Raw genomic sequence first — 15,148 nt, 5'->3', positions numbered from 1 at the left:
ACCGTAGCAGAGGCAGACTAGCCCCCATCTTCGCCAGCGGCAATCTCGATGAATACCGCGTACGGAGATGCACCAATCGATGGTTTCGGGGTAGGCACACGAATGAACACGTCGGCGGATTCACCGTACGTTGACTGCGCCTACAAGCTCACGGAATACGCGGGCTTGCCGCGACGCAAACGTTCCGAAGGCAAGGCCACCTGGCCGGGCAGAAAGCAATCATGGCGACGTTATCAGCCCTTCCCTTCGAACTGGCCCGTACCGCCGACGCACTCGGCGCATCGGCCGGGGCCGCGGCAGGATCGGCTTGAAGGAAGAATCGGGATTCCCCAGCTGCAGCCCCGTGATCAGGGAGATGCATTTTGCGCCGCGCCTCCAACGCTGAAGACTTCCTCGAACGCGCGCATGAACTGCGGCAAGCCATCGCGCGCGAGGCAATTGATGCCTGCCGCAGCTGAGCGCCCCCCGCCACTCTCAAACTGCCGGCACAGCCTGTCAGCACCAAATGGCGACGCTATCGGCGCGCGCACGCTCACCGTGTAGCCCCCCTGCGCATTCACCGTCAGAACCGCGTGGGCTAGCCCTGGGTGGCTACTTGCCAGATGGTTCGAAAAGACGCCCCGTACACGCCGCGCCCAGGCCACGTCTGGCAACACATATATGGCGCCGCACGGCAGCACCATGCTGGCGCGCTGCCGCATGGCCATTTCCATGTCCTGCCGCCGTCCGTCGTGCAGCGCCCGCGTGATTGGGGCGGCAAGGATAAACTGGAACGGATCCGCATAGGGAAGCAAGCTCTCATAGAGTCTGGCAGGCGGGATCAGAAGATCCGCTTCGGCATCGCCATAGGCGTTGTAGTTGATGGATTCGCCGAGTTCGCGCAACTGATGCGTCTGCTCCGCTCGCAGGGCGTGGCACCGCGCGAGCCTGTGCGCGGCATCGGGCAGATGGTCCCCAAATGCCCCGACAATGGCCCAGAGCGGATACTTGCCCCCGAGATAGCGATTCACGAGCAGACTGGTGCACACAGTGGGCGCCGTCTCAATGCAGGCCATCAATCTTGGGTGCAGCGGAATGTCCCCGGAAAAGTGATGATCAAAGTACTCCACCTCGACGCCGCGCCCGAGGAGTTCAAGCAATGCTTCGCGGTTCGTATCCAGGGAGATGTCCAACACCGTCACGGCATCGCCTCGGCGGGCGGGAACGCGCGCGAGCAGCGTCACGTCACGCTTGGCGCCCGTGATCAATGAGGATGCAATCGGGTTGGCCAAGCGTAGTTGATGCAGCGCGCAGATACCGTCTGCGTCACCATTGAAGACGTCGAAGTGTGTCACGCTGGGGCACCATACGGAGAAAGGGGGAGCCGGCTAGCCATGATCCATCCTGACTTGATGTTGTTCGCACTCGATGACACGCGCGAGTTCGGCGAAAAAGTTGGCCGCCACCTGGGGGCCGAGCTATGTCCGCATGAGGAGCGGGCTTTCGAGGACGGCGAGCACAAAAGCCGCCCGCTGGTGAACGTACGCGGCAGGGACGTCTTCGTGGTGCAATCCTTGCACGGCGATGCCCGCCAAAGCGTTAACGACAAACTCTGCCGACTGCTCTTCTTCATTGGCGCGCTTAAGGATGCCTCGGCAGCCTGCGTAACCGCCATCGTTCCGTACCTGGGCTACGCGCGCAAGGACCAGAAATCGAAGGCCCGCGACCCGGTCACCACGCGCTACGTCGCAGGCTTGTTTGAGGCGGTCGGTACCGATCATGTCATCACGCTGGATGTCCACAATGTTGCTGCCTATCAGAATGCATTCCGCTGCCGCACCGATCACCTTGGGGCCAACAAGCTCTTTGTTTCCTACTTCGCGTCGCTTCTGCGCGATGAGGAGATCGCTGTCGTATCTCCGGATGCAGGCGGCATCAAGCGGGCCGAGGATTTCCGGCAGCGTTTGAGCCATGCCCTGGCCCGCCCGGTAGCCAGCGCTTTTGCCGAAAAGCACCGTAGTGAGGGAATCGTGAGCGGTGAACTGATAGTCGGCGACGTGCAAGGCAAGTGCGCCATCATTGTCGACGACCTGATCGGCACCGGAACGACCATAGCCCGTACCGTGAAAGCGTGCGGCGGTCTCGGCGCCCGCCGGATCTACGCCGCCGCATCGCACGGGCTGTTCGTGGGGAGCGCCGCGCAGGTGCTTGCGGATGATGAGTTGGTACAGGTCGTTGTCACGGATACCGTACCGCCATTCCGCCTCCCCGAAGGCAAGGTCAGGGACAAACTCATCATCCTGGACAGTGCGGCCCTGTTCGCGCAGGCGATCGCGCACAGCCACAGCGGCGAGTCGATCAGCGAACTGCTGGCGGGTTGACGCCTTCGTGCGATTATGCCTGCGCAAAGGCTTGCATGTGCTGCACGGCCAGTCGCAGGTAGCATCTTGCTCTCTCGGGCCACTTTGGCGAATCACGATATATTGCCTCCCGCAAATGCCAGACGGTAATCTTCGCGCGCAAACAGGCACTGCAACTCTGGTAGAAGTGCAACAGCGCGGCATCGGGCCTGTCGCCGGTAACGTCGCGGTAAGTACCAATCAGTACCTGGGCAAAGTCGGCAGCGCCCAGCCGCTCGCATTCGAGAGCGAGAAAGCCGATTTCGTTGGCCGTATCGAGGGTCCTGAATTGGCGTGAAAACTCCAGACAATCGATGATGGCGAGCGGCGGCGCAAGGCAGATATGTTCCGGCCGCAAATCGCCATGCGCTTCCACAATCCGGCCTTCTTTGACACGCCGATCGAAGCGCGACGGGTCCTGCGCCAGCAGGCGGCGCTGAGCGAGGCAGACCTCTCTCACCAGCGCGACAGGCTGCGCAAACGCCGGGTTACTGAGTTCGCGCTCGCATTCGTCGATGTCACGGCGCAAGCGGCCCCGGTATTCATCAACCGTGACCGGCGCGGGTGGCAGCGTCATGTAGAACTCGCCCAGGCGGGTTGCCACTGCGCGCGCGTCCTCCTGCGTCGCGGTGCCTTGGGATAGTGCCTTGTCCAGCATGCGATCGGCCGGCAGCCGGCGCATCTTGACCAACCAGTCGACCACCGTGCCCTTGCCGCCTAATCGAGCGGCGCCGCCCGGTTCCAAGACCACAGGCACGACATCAAGATAGACGGAGCCGGCCAGCCGTCGATTCAAGCGCACTTCTTCCGTGCAATAGTACTGCCTTGCCGCAAGCGTACGAAAATCGAGGTAGTCATAACGGACTGGCTTCTTGAGCTTGTACGCATAATCGCGAGTGAGGAAGACCCAGGACATGTGAGTCTCCACCACTTGCACATCTCGTGGATGATCGGGGTAGATTCCGGGTTGACGCAGCAGCGCCACCTTGGCCGCAACCGGCATCGAGTCATTGGGCACTGCCGCACCGTTCCATGCCATTGCGGGAACCTCCCATCCATATCGCGAGCCCTTATAAGGCGCCTGGCCCCATAGCAAGATCGGCCTGTGTTGTGGGGCACACGGTTCCTCAGGCGTCCGAATCCGGCTCTTCGCTTTCCAGAATTTCCAGAATTCGTGCGGACTTTCCCTCCAATTCGAAGCCCGGGCGATGGCGTAACTGCTGGTCGGAACGCAACCATGTGAAGGCTTCCAGGACTTCTGCACGTGTAGGCCCTTCGTCGAGAATCATTTCGACCACCTGATCCTCCACGGGCCCGACTATGTCGCGGATCTCGCTGGCGGTAGCGGCCTGCGGTGCTGCATTGTGCGTATCCATTGCCACTCCTCGCAAAAGGGACCGCCCACGTGACTGAGGGCGGCGAAGTGGATGCCGTGCCTGTCCGCGAAGACGGGATCGACGAGAGTGACGATGCCATCGTCGCCGAACTTTCGCCGCGATCATAGCCTGCCGTCAGGCGCCCTTCACCGGAATCTTCTTTGCCGCACTTTGCGCCTCAACCGTCTTGGGAAGCGTGATCGTCAGCACACCCTTGTTGAACCTGGCTTCGATCTTGTCGGCATCAACGCCGTCGGGCAGTTGAAAACAGCGCTCGAAGGAACCGAAGCAGCGCTCGCGCAAGTAATAGTCCTTCTCCTTTTCCTCCTTCTCCTCGCGCTTTTCGCCTTTGATCGTCAGGCCGCCGTTGGCCAGCTTCACCTCGATATCCTTCTCGTCCATCCCCGGCAACTCGGCCGTCAGCTCGTAGGTCTTGTCCGTTTCGGCAAGGTCTACGGAAGGAGCGGAAGGCATGCTCCAGTCATGCCGCCAGAATGTCTCGAGGCCGAACCGCGGCAGGCGTGCCGGCGTGAAGCGTGTGCCGTGATCGAAATCGTCAAACAAGCGTTCCATCTCACGCCGCAGGCGCGCAATGGGGTGCCAGGCCTGGGGAGACCAGGGGGTGCCTGGCGGCGTCTTCGCTTTTCTTCACGGGCACCGTAGTTTGAGATTCAGCCATTTCAAGATCCGCCTGTGGGGTCAATGTACAAATCATCCTAGGCGCTCTCTCATTGGGCAATTTGACTCCTGTCAAAGCTACACGATAGTGATTGGGCGGCTTTGGCACGGCATGGCGATGCGCCGATACCATCCGGCGATACCGCTCTCGCGGAGATGATCGAGGATCAGACGGCGCCCGACCCGTTCACGACGGTGGCGGACAAGGGCATGCGCGAGTTGGTCGCCACCATGCTTTCAGCCGTGACACCGGATGAAGCCACCGTGTTGCGATGCAGGTTTGGCATTGGCGGTGCCCGCGGGGGCAAAGATACCGGCTATCTTTGCCGTGGCTAATCGCAAAAACGAAATCGCGGTTGTCCGCGACAAACCTAGCCCAATACAGGGGCGAGTTTGGTTCGATCACGGTTTGTTCAACGGTAGCGCGCGCCGGGTGAGCTGGGTTGATGCCTGTCAACAAAGCCGCGCGTCTGTGTCGCACTCTGATTCGCATTGGCCTGACGCCAACCAGTTTCCTCACGTCATGAGGGCCTTGGGGGAGTGACGACTGCAGTCGGTGGTAGTTGTGCCGGCAGAGAATGTGCCAATCTGCAGGCGCAACGTGGAGTTCGCGGCGCACTCAACCCGTCGCTAGTTGAAAAGGACTGGCAATTTTAGGCAATCGCGTCCCGCATTGAACAGCGTGACCATCCGCGGTGTCGCTAGAGCGCCGAAATTGTACTTCTCTTTCACTGGTGTCAGATTTCCCAGACAGGCCGTCACTATCGTCCGACACCGGCGTTATCCGAGCCGAAAGATGCGGCATTGACGGCGGCATTGGCGACGCCGGACGCCTACCCTCATCCGGTCGATGGCGTGCGGGTCATCGAGACCCACATTTCGCGCGTGTTTCTTGCCGGTGACTTCGCTTACAAGGTCCGAAAGCCGGTGCGATTCGATCTCCTGGATTTCTCGACGGCACAAGCGCGCAGTGATGATTGCCAGACCGAGCTTCGGCTGAACCGGCGCGTGGCCCCCGGACTCTATCTCGATGTGGCCCCCATCGTTGCCGGGGACACGGCCGGATCCCTCAAGGTGGAAGGCGCGGGCGTCCCCCTTGAGTACGCCGTCAAGATGCGGCGCTTTGTTCCTTGGGCATTCATCATTCTCGCTTCATGAATCGGCCGCTGCCGCGTATTGCGCGATCGCTCTTCGAACAGGTGGCTAGCGCCGGGAACCACTTCCAGCCGCTTCTCGCATGGTACCCACGCGGCGGCGCGCATTGAGACTGACGACGACCGGATCATTTTCCCCGACGATCATCAGCAGCGCAGAGGCCAGGCGGCAGAGCGCATCGTGGCCGGCCAGGTCAACCCGCCCGCCGCGGGACACGACCGCGTTGATACGCCGGTGCGCCGGCGTTGCGACGGCGGCACGCAAGGCCGCGGCGGTACCGGTGCTCGCACCGAAGTAACCAAGTCGAAGATCGCGCTGCCCTGCCAGGCGTTCGATCGATTCCGTCGCAGCGCTGAGCCTGTCGCTCAGCAGCGCAATATCGAAGCGCTGCGTCAGGCCAACATCCTCTTCCGGCGTCAGCAGATCAAACAGCAGCGTGCCGATGTCCGCTCGATGCAATATCGATGCAACTAGGCGGTTGCGGGGGGCTATGGCGCGAGCTCCCGCTCCCGTGGGCGAACAGGACAATCCCGCGAGGCGTCTCAGGCAAAGCCAGTTCCCCTGGAAGTGCCAGGTCATCCGCGAGGATCACCACCTGTTGCGCAGTGATTTCATTCGCGCCCCCTTCCTGTTCGGGTGCTCCGATCAATCCCTGTGCCAGCTCACGTGCAGCTCGGTTTCCGCATGGCCGTAGTCGATCGTAAGCTTGCCGCGGTAAGCATGATGGATGGCATTGCCGACATCGCGCGCCAGGTGCACGCCAGTGGTTGCGATGGTGGTGCCCTGGTCATCCGACTGGACCGACATCAGTCGCTCCATCGGATGCTGTGCGCGCAAGCCCGCCTCACGATTGCGGACGAGAGCCAGGATCTCCTGGCGATGCGCAGCCTCGAAGCCACCGGCAAGGACCACGCGCCCGGCAGGCATGTTGTCGGCGATGCGACGCACTGGCGATCTCGATCGCCTTCGCCCGGACGGCAGGTTGAAGGTTCTTCATCGAGACGGGGAAGTCGCCCTCACCTTCCCATTGCGCATCAGAACAACTCCAGATCGTCCACCACGGCGCCGACGCCGGGCGCGGACCAGGCCGCACCGACAGCCGCCAGCCGCTCCGCGCGGGAATCCACGCGACCGCTCAACGTCACCGTGCCATCTCTCATCGCTACGCTGATGTGCTTCGCTTCACGCTCGGCATGCCGACGCAATGCGGCTTCGATTCGTTCAACGACATTCGCGGGGGCGGGGCGCACCTGGATCCTGATCTGGTTCGTCACACCCGTCACACCGCGGAGTTGCGACACGGTACGCTCGGCAAGGGTGCGCTGATAACCCCACTCCACTTCCCCGGTCAGCGTTACGTGGCCCTTCTCGACACGCAGCTTGACCGCATCGGCAGGCAGGTGGACATGCCATTGCAGTGCGCCTCGTGCGGCAGAGCCAATCGCCTCATCGCTGAATTCGCCCATAGGCCTGACATCCAGGTTCACCACCACCGCGCGCACGCCCGACACCTTTTCGGCAGCGTGCTCGGCGGCAAGCTTCTCGGCATAGCTGGGCAGGTGGCCGCTGAGCGTTACTACGCCCTTGCGTACCTCCACACCAATGGCAGCCGCATCGATGGCGGGATCCCAGTCCAGCTCTTCCGTGACTTCCTTCTTGAGTTGAAGATCAGTTTTCATCGCAAAATCTCACAACATGGTGTGCGGAACGGCACTCGACGCGCCCGTACGGCGACGGCTTCCGTCATTCCTGCAAGGTTCAGACATGAAGCACTGCTTGGGTATGGCCGGTGCGTTCGCGCTCCTGCTCATTGCGAATGATCGTGGAGAGCATGCCCCACTCCGCCGCCATGGCACCGACCATGTCGTCCATCGAAACCACTCCGATGAGCACTTCCCCATCGAGCACGCCAAGCCGGCGCACGCCATGAGAGAGCATCAACTGCATCGCGTCGGCGACACTGTTATGGCGGCCGACAGTAACCAGGCCGCGCGTCATGATGTCCCCCACCTGACTGGTGCAAGGGTCTGCCCCGGCCGCCGTGCTGCAAAGCACGATATCGCGATCGGTCAGCACGCCGGCGACGCGCGTGCCTGACGGCCCTGCTTCCGTGACGATCAATGAGCCCACATGCTGGTCACGCATTTGCACTGCGGCTTCCTGCAATGTGCAGGAAAGCGGAATATGGACAGGTTTACGCGTACAAAGCTCGTCGATTCTCATTGCCGTACTCCGTTGCAGACAGGGTTTCACTTCACGGTAATCCGCTGTTGCGGCGATGATTCCTTCTTGGGCAGGACCACGCGCAGCACACCGTTGTCGTAGCTGGCATCGACCTTGCCCTCGTCGATGCTGGCGTCCAGCTTAAAGGCAGGCTGCATCGAGCCGCTGTAGCGCTCGCGCCGGATCACGCGCTCGCCCTCTTTTTGCTCGGAGGACTTCTCCACCTTTGCGCTGATCATCACCGTGCCGCGGTCAACGGATACGTCGATGTCCTCCTTCTTCACACCAGGCAGTTCCGCGGCCAGGGTGTAGGCGCTGTCCGATTCCGACACATCGACCTTGAATGCCAGGCCGTTATCCGCAGTCCCGCGGAATGAGCGCAGCATGCCCTGCAGCATGTCGCTGATGGGTTCGACAGAGAACGGGTCAAAGTGCCTGAGGTTGGTCATGGTGATCTCCTTGACGCCTGGAACAGAACCGGAAAGGCCGGCTGCTTCCAGAATGGAAGCTGAGCGCCGCGGGCGTTTGTTCTGCATCAAGATCGCTGCATCGACTTCGATGCGGCGCTGGAGCGACTTTGCCGAAGTCGGAATCCGCCGCGACGCTGTCAGGTAAACCACCGAAGCCGGGTGCCCAGTGCTCCACCCGCATGCTCCGGCACATCTGCATGGCGTCCAACCTCGACGAGACGGACGTAGTGCGCCTGGACAGCGTGGTGAGGAACTGGAAGATGGTCAGGCAAGGGCAAGCGCTCTACCGCGCGGGAGATCCGTTCCAGAGCATCTACGCGCTGCGGTCGGGCTCGATCAAGACCGTGCTCTCTCACCCGAGCGGCCGCGGATGCGTGTCCGGCTTGTTCCTTCCAGGCGAAACGCTTGGACCTGACGGCATTTCGCCTGAGGTTCACACCTGCGACGCCATTGCCCTGGAAGACAGCGCCGTCTGCGTGATCCCGTTCCACCTGCTGGAAGCCCTTTGCCGCGAAGTCAGATCGCTGCAGCAACATGTCCATAAGATGATGAGCGCGGAAATCGTCCGCGAGACCGGGCAGATGATGCTGCTCGGCAATCTCTCCGCGGAACAACGCGTGGCTGCCTTCCTGCTCAACATCTCGCGTCGCCTTCAGCACAGAGGCTATTCGGCGACTTGCTTCACGTTGCGCATGACACGCGAGGACATCGGCAGCTATCTCGGCATGACCCTGGAGACCGCGAGCCGCACGCTGTCCCGCTTCCAGCAGGAAGGACTGGTTAGGGTACAGCAGATCGAACTCCTCGATCTCGAGGCGCTCGATCTGTGATAAGTACATGCCATTGCCCTCGCCGGTCGGCGGGGAAAGCGCGATGCTGGCCAACGAGCTGAATTTTGCCGCCGGGGAAGGCCAGGGATCCGAGCCGGTGACCTTCAAGCCGCTCGGCATCGACACCTGGCAGGAGCATGTCATCGACCTCCACCCGGACTGCCTGTGTGCCGCGCGGGCAAGGGTTCAGGTGCGGATCGGCGACGCCAGCATCATTGCCACGCTGAACCTGGTTGGCGCGCCATCGCTCCCATTGCGTGAATGCTCGGGGTCGCGACATCCATGCCAAGCGATGCAATGAGCCATTTCATCGCCTTGCCGCGCGCCTCGAAAGCATTGACACCGTCGCGCCGCACCTTTGCCTCAACCAAGGGTTCGAGCGCTTCGTGCAACTGGCCTTTGCGCTCGCGCAACGCCGCGTTGGCCAGTCGACCGAGGGGCGTGTTGTGCTTGCTGCGTGCCCGCACGCCGATCCAGGCCTGGCACGCGGCGCAAATCCATACAGGCCCGTGGTCTTCGAGATAGGGATACGTTTCATCGCCGGCGCGTGCCAGTTTCGCCTTGGCGCCGCAGTCGTCGCAGACGGGCTGGGGAGGAGCGGGAATCGGGCGGCCAACGCGCATTGATGATCTTTGCAGCGCAAGTTGAGAAGTCAGGATTTCACCGGACCGGGTCGCTGCTGCTGTACGCTAAGTGTTCTTCGCATGTGGCCCCAACAAATCCTCGCACACTTCTATGACGCGCTCGACGGGCGGGGAGTCGCCGCTTGGACGGTAAGCCCCCAGGTCGCTATCCTGGGCTGAGATCGTGGCCCACCAAGTTGTAAGTTCTGCTTCGCTCCAGGCGCGTCGAACCTCCATGGGGACGGTATCTATGAGGTTTCGCCTGACGCGTTCACGGAAGTCGGAATCACTCAACATACCGAGTCTCCTGCAAAGCGATAGTGAGATCGCCAAAGCCAACAGTTTCGGAAGCGGACCGCTTTCATACTAGGTCGGATCGAGGGGTGGTGCTTGCTTCACTTCTAAATCCATCATTGAGGATATGAATATCTATCCATCTCCACATTCACCTCCCATTTCGAAACGCCAGCCGGTTGATGCCCTTTCCGGTCACCCTCGAATGAGGGGCTGTAGCCGTGCGTCTGCGCCAGCGAGGCCGGTACCTCCGACCCCGGCTGACGGATACGCTGGTTGCGCGTGAACGTTCACAGAGGGTCGCCTCGCCGATACGCTCCGAATAATCTCGCGCCGAGCACCAAACCGATGCCCAAGGCGATGCCAACCGCGCGCACCGGATTGGCATGAACAAAGGATTCCGCGCGCTCTCGCCCGCTTGCCCAGCCGGACTTGACTTGTCCGGTGACACGCTTGGCGACGTCAGCCGACTTGGCTACCAGCTCCGTGGCCGTACCAGCGGATTTTACAGCGAGCTTTAGAAAATCAGCTTTGGCCTTGTCGCGGTCTTCGCCGGCCAGGGCAGGAAGGCGCTCCAGCAGCCGGTCCAGCTCGCGCGAAAGTTCCTGCGACTCCCTGTCTTCGGCGGAAGCATGCGCATCATTCCCACGCTGGGCGAAAACGGCCCCGGATGTGGAGCCGGACGTCGACTGGGAAACGGCTCCGCGCTCACTGAACGAAGGCACATGTGGCGTGCTGGTTACGGGGCCGCTCGCTTGCGTGCCTTTCATCTCTGCTTGTTCCATGATCTTTCTCCGGATTGAAACGTACCGCGCGCAGGCCGATCCTTTGCGCCGAGGTCGACCCGCGCAGTTTTTATGCCTGGCATGCGCCGGCTGGCAGACAGCAGGTTCGCATCGCGGTCGCGCGTCATGGGAGGCACGGCGGTCACCCGGGCCAGGGGGCCACAATACATCGTTGCACGAAGAACAAGTAATTTTCACATCGCGGGCTCGGAATGGATGAGTTGGCCTCAGCGCCGCCGACCCCAGGCAACACTGGTAGCCGGGTTCAAACAGCATCAAAGGCGATATAGCGCAGCGCGCAATCGAGACCTGTTGATCAGCATGCGGCAACCGGGTCGTGATCACCGCCGAGTGTCGGACCAGCGCAAGTCAACCGACCACGGGAGCCAACGAAAAACTTAGCGGACGAAAATGGTCTGTGTGTTCGGTGATAACCGGTTCCGCGAGATGAAGCCGGCCAGTTCGCGGGAGTGCCGCGATCCCGAATGCGTCGGTGGAACCCTGGCGCGGTCCTTGCTGTAAGGCTCGATAGGTTGAGCAACATGATTATGGAGACGCATCATGAAGACTCCCTTACGACGCGACAACGATAAGTCGGAGAAACCACGGGTGCGTCCAGCACATCAGTTGCCACCAAAAGTGGACCATCCAATGCATAGATCTGGGCGGGAAAAGCCGCCCCGTCAGCCGGGGCAACTGGACATCGGACGGCCACCGGAGTCATCTATTCAACAGTAGCGTGTCGAACTGGCGGGTAGACGGGTGCACCGGCACACAGACCTGAAACCGGGATGAACATGACATCGCAGGCGTCGGACTGGTTTCGTGGCCACAGCCCACCAAATTTCTGCAACGGAAGCGCGATGGCTGCCGAGTCTTCGACCTCACGCGTCGCAGCAGCTGCGTTTCGTGACGGACGTGCCAATGAAGATTGCCCAGATTGCCCCGTTGGCTGAACGCTGTCCGCCGAGCACGTATGGTGGCACAGAGCGCATCGTTTCCTATTTAACCGAAGAACTCGTGCAGCAAGGCCACGATGTCACGCTGTTTGCGAGCGGCGACTCGGTCACGCGTGCCGAACTCGTGCCGTGCTGCAACTTGGCATTGCGCCTGGACACACGCGTCTGCGATCCTCTGCCGTATCATTTGATGATGGTGAACCGTGTGATGACGCGCGCCGAGGAATTCGATGTTCTGCACTTCCATATCGACATGCTGCATTACCCGCTGCTGCGGCGCATGCCGATACGGTCTGTGACCACTTTGCACGGCCGTCTTGACCTGCCGGACCTGCAGCCGTTCTATGCTTCCTTTCCGGATTTTGCGCTGGTGTCTGTTTCCGCAGCCCAACGACTTCCAATGCCACCGGTAAATTGGGCCGGCACCGTACACCACGGCCTGCCACCGCAATTGCTGACGTGCTGCGCCAACCCGCGCGGCGATTACCTGGCCTTCCTGGGGCGGATCGCGCCGGAAAAGCGCCCCGACCGGGCGATCGAAATCGCCCGGCGCGCTGGCATGCAGTTGAAGATCGCAGCCAAGATCGACCGGGTCGATCGCTGCTATTGGGAGAGCACCATCGGCCCGCTGGTGGCGGCGAATCCGCACGTGGAATACATCGGAGAGATTGGCGAACGGGAAAAGAGCGCATTTCTCGGCAACGCGCGCGCGCTGTTGTTTCCGGTCGACTGGCCAGAGCCGTTCGGGCTGGTCATGATCGAGGCCATGGCATGTGGCACGCCGGTGGTGGCCTTTTCTGCAGGATCGGTGTCGGAGATAATCGATCCCGGGGTCAGCGGTTATGTCGTGCACGGCATCGACGAAGCGGTAGCGGCGGTGCACCGGGCATCGGCGCTGCCGCGCACAGGTGTACGTGCAGCGTTCGAAGCGCGCTTTACCGTGGCGCGGATGGCAAGCGACTACGTGCAAATCTATGGCAGCCTGGACAAATCAGGCGCAGCTGACACGCCGGCGGGTCAATCCGACGAACTGGAAGTGCTTGCCTGAATGGAGGGACCTCATCCATGCATGTCGACCCGCCTACCAAAAACACCGGCGCGCCGGGGCAGACCGGTGGGGCCGCACAGGTTGCGCAGTTCTATATCCCGGCGGCCGCATCGCTGCAGGAGCGCCGCCCGCGCACGCTCAAGCATGGCGACACCTTTGCGCTGTTCGATCACAACGGCGACGCCATTGGCGCGCCCGGCAGTCCCGAAGGCTTGTTCCACTTCGATACCCGGCATCTGTCCTACCTGCACCTGACCATCGACGGCGCTCGGCCAATGCTGCTGTCGTCGACACTGCGCGACGACAACGCCGCACTGACCTGCGACCTGACCAACCCCGACCTGTTCGACGAGCAAGGACTGCTCCGCCTCGAACATGACTTGATACACCTGCGGCGCACGCGCTTCCTCTGGGACGGGGCCTGCTATGAGCGCCTGACCGTGAGCAACTTTGACGATGTGCCGCGGCGCGTGCGTATCGACATCGCCTTCGATGCGGATTTTGCTGACTTGTTCGAGGTGCGCGGCACGCGGCGCCTGCGCCGTGGCACCACACATGCGCCGGCGGTGACGACAGACGCTGTCACCCTCAGCTACACGGGACTGGACGAGACGCGGCGCGAAACCCAACTGAGTTTCGATCCCGCACCCGAGCAGCTTACGGGCAGCGGTGCCAGCTTCGTGCTGGTACTGGAGCCGTTTGCGACGCAGGCGTTGCGCCTGGCGATCCGATGCGCGTCAGTGCAAGTGAGCTCAACCCCGCCGAAGTCATTCTTTGGCGCGCTGCGAGAGTCGCGGCGCGAACTGCGGCACGCGGCGCATCGCGCCGCGTCAATCCTCACCTCCAACGAACTCTTCAACGACGTGGCCCGGCGTAGCGTCTCGGATCTCTACATGCTGCTGACCAATACAGTGCATGGCCCCTACCCGTATGCCGGCATCCCGTGGTTTAGTACCGTGTTTGGCAGAGATGCATTGATCACCGCGCTGCAGACACTGTGGCTGGATCCGGAGATCGCCGGCGGCGTGCTGCGTCACCTGGCCGCGCTGCAAGCTCAGACCGCCGACCCGCAGGCGGATGCGCAGCCGGGAAAGATCCTGCACGAAATGCGACACGGTGAAATGGCGCGGCTGGGCGAAGTCCCGTTCGCGCTCTATTACGGCAGCGTCGACGCCACTCCGCTCTTTGTGCTGCTGGCTGGCGCGTACCTGCGCCGCACCGGCGATATCGACACCATCCGTTCGCTATGGCCGTCTATCGCGGCAGCCCTGCGCTGGATCAGCGAGTACGGCGATGGCGATGGCGATCTCTTCGTCGAGTATGGCCGGCAGTCGCCGGAGGGGCTCATTAACCAGGGATGGAAGGATAGCCGCGACTCGGTGTTCCATGAAGACGGCCGCCTGGCGCCGGGGCCGATCGCCCTGGCCGAGGTCCAAGCCTACACCTATGGCGCCTGGCAGGCTGCGGCTGCCTTGTGCACGGCCCTGGGCGACATCGAAGGCGGGGCGATCTACGCCGGCAAGGCCGAGGTGCTGCGCGATGCGTTTGACGGACGCTTCTATGATGCGGCGCTCGGCACCTATGTACTGGCGCTGGACGGCGACAAGCGCCCCTGCCGCGTCCGCTCGTCCAATGCCGGCCATGCGCTACTTACCGGCATCGCCCTGGCCGAACGCGCGCCCTCCGTGGTGGCAACGCTGATGGAAAGCACTTCGTTCTGCGGCTGGGGCATTCGCACCGTCGCCGCCGACGCCGCGCGGTTCAACCCCATGAGCTACCACAACGGCTCGGTATGGCCACACGACAATGCGCTGATTGCCGCCGGCATGGCGCGCTACGGCTACCACCGCGAAGCCAGCCGCCTTTTCGAAGGCTTGTTCGCCGCGTCCAGCTATATCGATTTGCGCCGCCTGCCGGAGCTGTTCTGCGGATTTCCTCGCCACCGCAGCCAGGGGCCTACGTTCTACCCCGTGGCCTGCGCGCCGCAGGCCTGGGCGGCGGCGGCACCGTTGCTGATGCTACAAGCCTGCCTCGGGCTGGACTTCGACATTAACGAGCCCGCCATCACCTTTGAGAACCCTTCGCTGCCAGCGTTCCTTGACGAAGTAGTGTTCCGCAACCTCGCGGTGAACGGCGGCAGCGCCGATGTGGCCGTGCGCCGTTCGGGTGAGCGCGTCGTGGTCGATGTGCTGGACCGACAAGGGCCGGTCAGAGTGCTGACCCGCCACTAGTGTCCTGCGCCAGAAGTTCCCTGCATTATTGACACCACATAGTAGTCTGCGTTGAAGGCACGCAAACGGCGAGGTGGTGATGAGAGGAAGACCAAAGG

16 protein-coding genes and 3 pseudogenes are annotated in these 15,148 nt (G+C 62.1%); 8 read left to right on the top strand and 11 right to left on the bottom strand.

Going from position 1 to position 15,148, the window contains the following annotated elements; translation table 11 throughout:
* Nucleotides 1–11: 11 nt before the first annotated feature.
* Nucleotides 12–237, top strand: a pseudogene (locus tag J8I34_RS28115) (nicotinate phosphoribosyltransferase); the annotation flags it as partial.
* Between the two features lie 110 nt (nt 238–347).
* Here the strand turns inward: J8I34_RS28115 and J8I34_RS28110 are convergent.
* The gene (locus tag J8I34_RS28110) at nt 348–1,334 is read right to left on the bottom strand and encodes an acetyltransferase (RefSeq protein ID WP_209807542.1); all 987 of its coding nucleotides are present in this window, start codon (nt 1,332–1,334) and stop codon (nt 348–350) included.
* A gap of 39 nt (nt 1,335–1,373) precedes the next feature.
* Between J8I34_RS28110 and J8I34_RS28105 the strand changes: the two genes are divergently transcribed.
* Nucleotides 1,374–2,360: a ribose-phosphate diphosphokinase gene (locus J8I34_RS28105; protein WP_209807541.1), complete on the top strand. Its 987-nt coding sequence runs from the start codon at nt 1,374–1,376 to the stop codon at nt 2,358–2,360.
* Nucleotides 2,361–2,373: 13 nt separating this feature from the next.
* Here the strand turns inward: J8I34_RS28105 and J8I34_RS28100 are convergent, their stop codons facing one another.
* The 3 genes from J8I34_RS28100 to J8I34_RS28090 all read right to left on the bottom strand — a co-directional run bounded on the left by J8I34_RS28100 (nt 2,374) and on the right by J8I34_RS28090 (nt 4,327).
* Complete coding sequence (locus tag J8I34_RS28100) at nt 2,374–3,417, bottom strand: hypothetical protein (RefSeq protein ID WP_084402539.1); 1,044 nt, start codon at nt 3,415–3,417, stop codon at nt 2,374–2,376.
* 88 nt (nt 3,418–3,505) lie between these two features.
* On the bottom strand, nt 3,506–3,754 hold the full coding sequence (locus tag J8I34_RS28095; RefSeq protein WP_209776943.1) for a hypothetical protein: 249 nt from the start codon (nt 3,752–3,754) through the stop codon (nt 3,506–3,508).
* Between the two features lie 135 nt (nt 3,755–3,889).
* The gene (locus tag J8I34_RS28090; RefSeq protein ID WP_245176184.1) at nt 3,890–4,327 is read right to left on the bottom strand and encodes an Hsp20/alpha crystallin family protein; all 438 of its coding nucleotides are present in this window, start codon (nt 4,325–4,327) and stop codon (nt 3,890–3,892) included.
* A gap of 261 nt (nt 4,328–4,588) precedes the next feature.
* On the opposite strand from J8I34_RS28090, the gene J8I34_RS28085 reads away from it, so the two are divergent.
* Both J8I34_RS28085 and J8I34_RS28080 read left to right on the top strand, forming a co-directional pair.
* The gene (locus J8I34_RS28085) at nt 4,589–4,768 is read left to right on the top strand and encodes a hypothetical protein (protein ID WP_209807540.1); all 180 of its coding nucleotides are present in this window, start codon (nt 4,589–4,591) and stop codon (nt 4,766–4,768) included.
* Between the two features lie 468 nt (nt 4,769–5,236).
* Nucleotides 5,237–5,557 (top strand): annotated as a pseudogene (locus J8I34_RS28080) (hypothetical protein); the annotation flags it as partial.
* A gap of 78 nt (nt 5,558–5,635) precedes the next feature.
* Here J8I34_RS28080 and J8I34_RS28075 read toward each other — a convergent pair.
* The 5 genes from J8I34_RS28075 to J8I34_RS28055 all read right to left on the bottom strand — a co-directional run bounded on the left by J8I34_RS28075 (nt 5,636) and on the right by J8I34_RS28055 (nt 8,259).
* The gene (locus tag J8I34_RS28075; RefSeq protein ID WP_245176183.1) at nt 5,636–6,046 is read right to left on the bottom strand and encodes a dienelactone hydrolase family protein; all 411 of its coding nucleotides are present in this window, start codon (nt 6,044–6,046) and stop codon (nt 5,636–5,638) included.
* 186 nt (nt 6,047–6,232) lie between these two features.
* Complete coding sequence (locus J8I34_RS28070) at nt 6,233–6,535, bottom strand: BCAM0308 family protein (RefSeq protein ID WP_371748154.1); 303 nt, start codon at nt 6,533–6,535, stop codon at nt 6,233–6,235.
* Between the two features lie 86 nt (nt 6,536–6,621).
* Nucleotides 6,622–7,266, bottom strand: coding sequence for a BON domain-containing protein (locus tag J8I34_RS28065; protein ID WP_209776926.1), 645 nt, complete (start codon nt 7,264–7,266; stop codon nt 6,622–6,624).
* Between the two features lie 79 nt (nt 7,267–7,345).
* A complete protein-coding gene (locus J8I34_RS28060; protein WP_029050261.1) occupies nt 7,346–7,810 on the bottom strand; it encodes a CBS domain-containing protein in 465 nt (154 codons plus the stop codon).
* A gap of 26 nt (nt 7,811–7,836) precedes the next feature.
* Nucleotides 7,837–8,259 (bottom strand): Hsp20/alpha crystallin family protein, encoded by a 423-nt coding sequence (locus J8I34_RS28055; protein ID WP_209807539.1) that lies wholly within the window; start codon nt 8,257–8,259, stop codon nt 7,837–7,839.
* A gap of 218 nt (nt 8,260–8,477) precedes the next feature.
* Between J8I34_RS28055 and J8I34_RS28050 the strand changes: the two genes are divergently transcribed.
* Nucleotides 8,478–9,110 (top strand): helix-turn-helix domain-containing protein, encoded by a 633-nt coding sequence (locus tag J8I34_RS28050; RefSeq protein WP_371748153.1) that lies wholly within the window; start codon nt 8,478–8,480, stop codon nt 9,108–9,110.
* A gap of 43 nt (nt 9,111–9,153) precedes the next feature.
* A pseudogene (locus J8I34_RS28045) lies at nt 9,154–9,378 on the top strand (thymidine phosphorylase); the annotation flags it as partial.
* On the opposite strand, the gene J8I34_RS28040 reads toward J8I34_RS28045, so the two are convergent.
* Nucleotides 9,323–9,733 (bottom strand): zinc-finger-containing protein, encoded by a 411-nt coding sequence (locus J8I34_RS28040; RefSeq protein ID WP_209807538.1) that lies wholly within the window; start codon nt 9,731–9,733, stop codon nt 9,323–9,325. The pseudogene J8I34_RS28045 and the gene J8I34_RS28040 overlap by 56 nt on opposite strands.
* A gap of 584 nt (nt 9,734–10,317) precedes the next feature.
* Entirely contained in the window at nt 10,318–10,812 is a 495-nt protein-coding gene (locus tag J8I34_RS28035) for a glycine zipper domain-containing protein (protein ID WP_209807537.1), read from the bottom strand.
* A 924-nt stretch (nt 10,813–11,736) separates the two neighbouring features.
* Here J8I34_RS28035 and J8I34_RS28030 point away from each other — a divergent pair.
* Together J8I34_RS28030 and J8I34_RS28025 are read left to right on the top strand one after the other, a co-directional pair.
* Complete coding sequence (locus tag J8I34_RS28030) at nt 11,737–12,819, top strand: glycosyltransferase family 4 protein (protein ID WP_209776678.1); 1,083 nt, start codon at nt 11,737–11,739, stop codon at nt 12,817–12,819.
* A 17-nt stretch (nt 12,820–12,836) separates the two neighbouring features.
* Nucleotides 12,837–15,050 (top strand): amylo-alpha-1,6-glucosidase, encoded by a 2,214-nt coding sequence (locus tag J8I34_RS28025; protein ID WP_209807536.1) that lies wholly within the window; start codon nt 12,837–12,839, stop codon nt 15,048–15,050.
* Nucleotides 15,051–15,148: the final 98 nt, after the last annotated feature.

The organism is Cupriavidus phytohabitans (assembly GCF_017815025.1).
Taxonomy (GTDB): domain Bacteria; phylum Pseudomonadota; class Gammaproteobacteria; order Burkholderiales; family Burkholderiaceae; genus Cupriavidus.
This window is presented reverse-complemented; position numbering and strand designations above follow the sequence as displayed.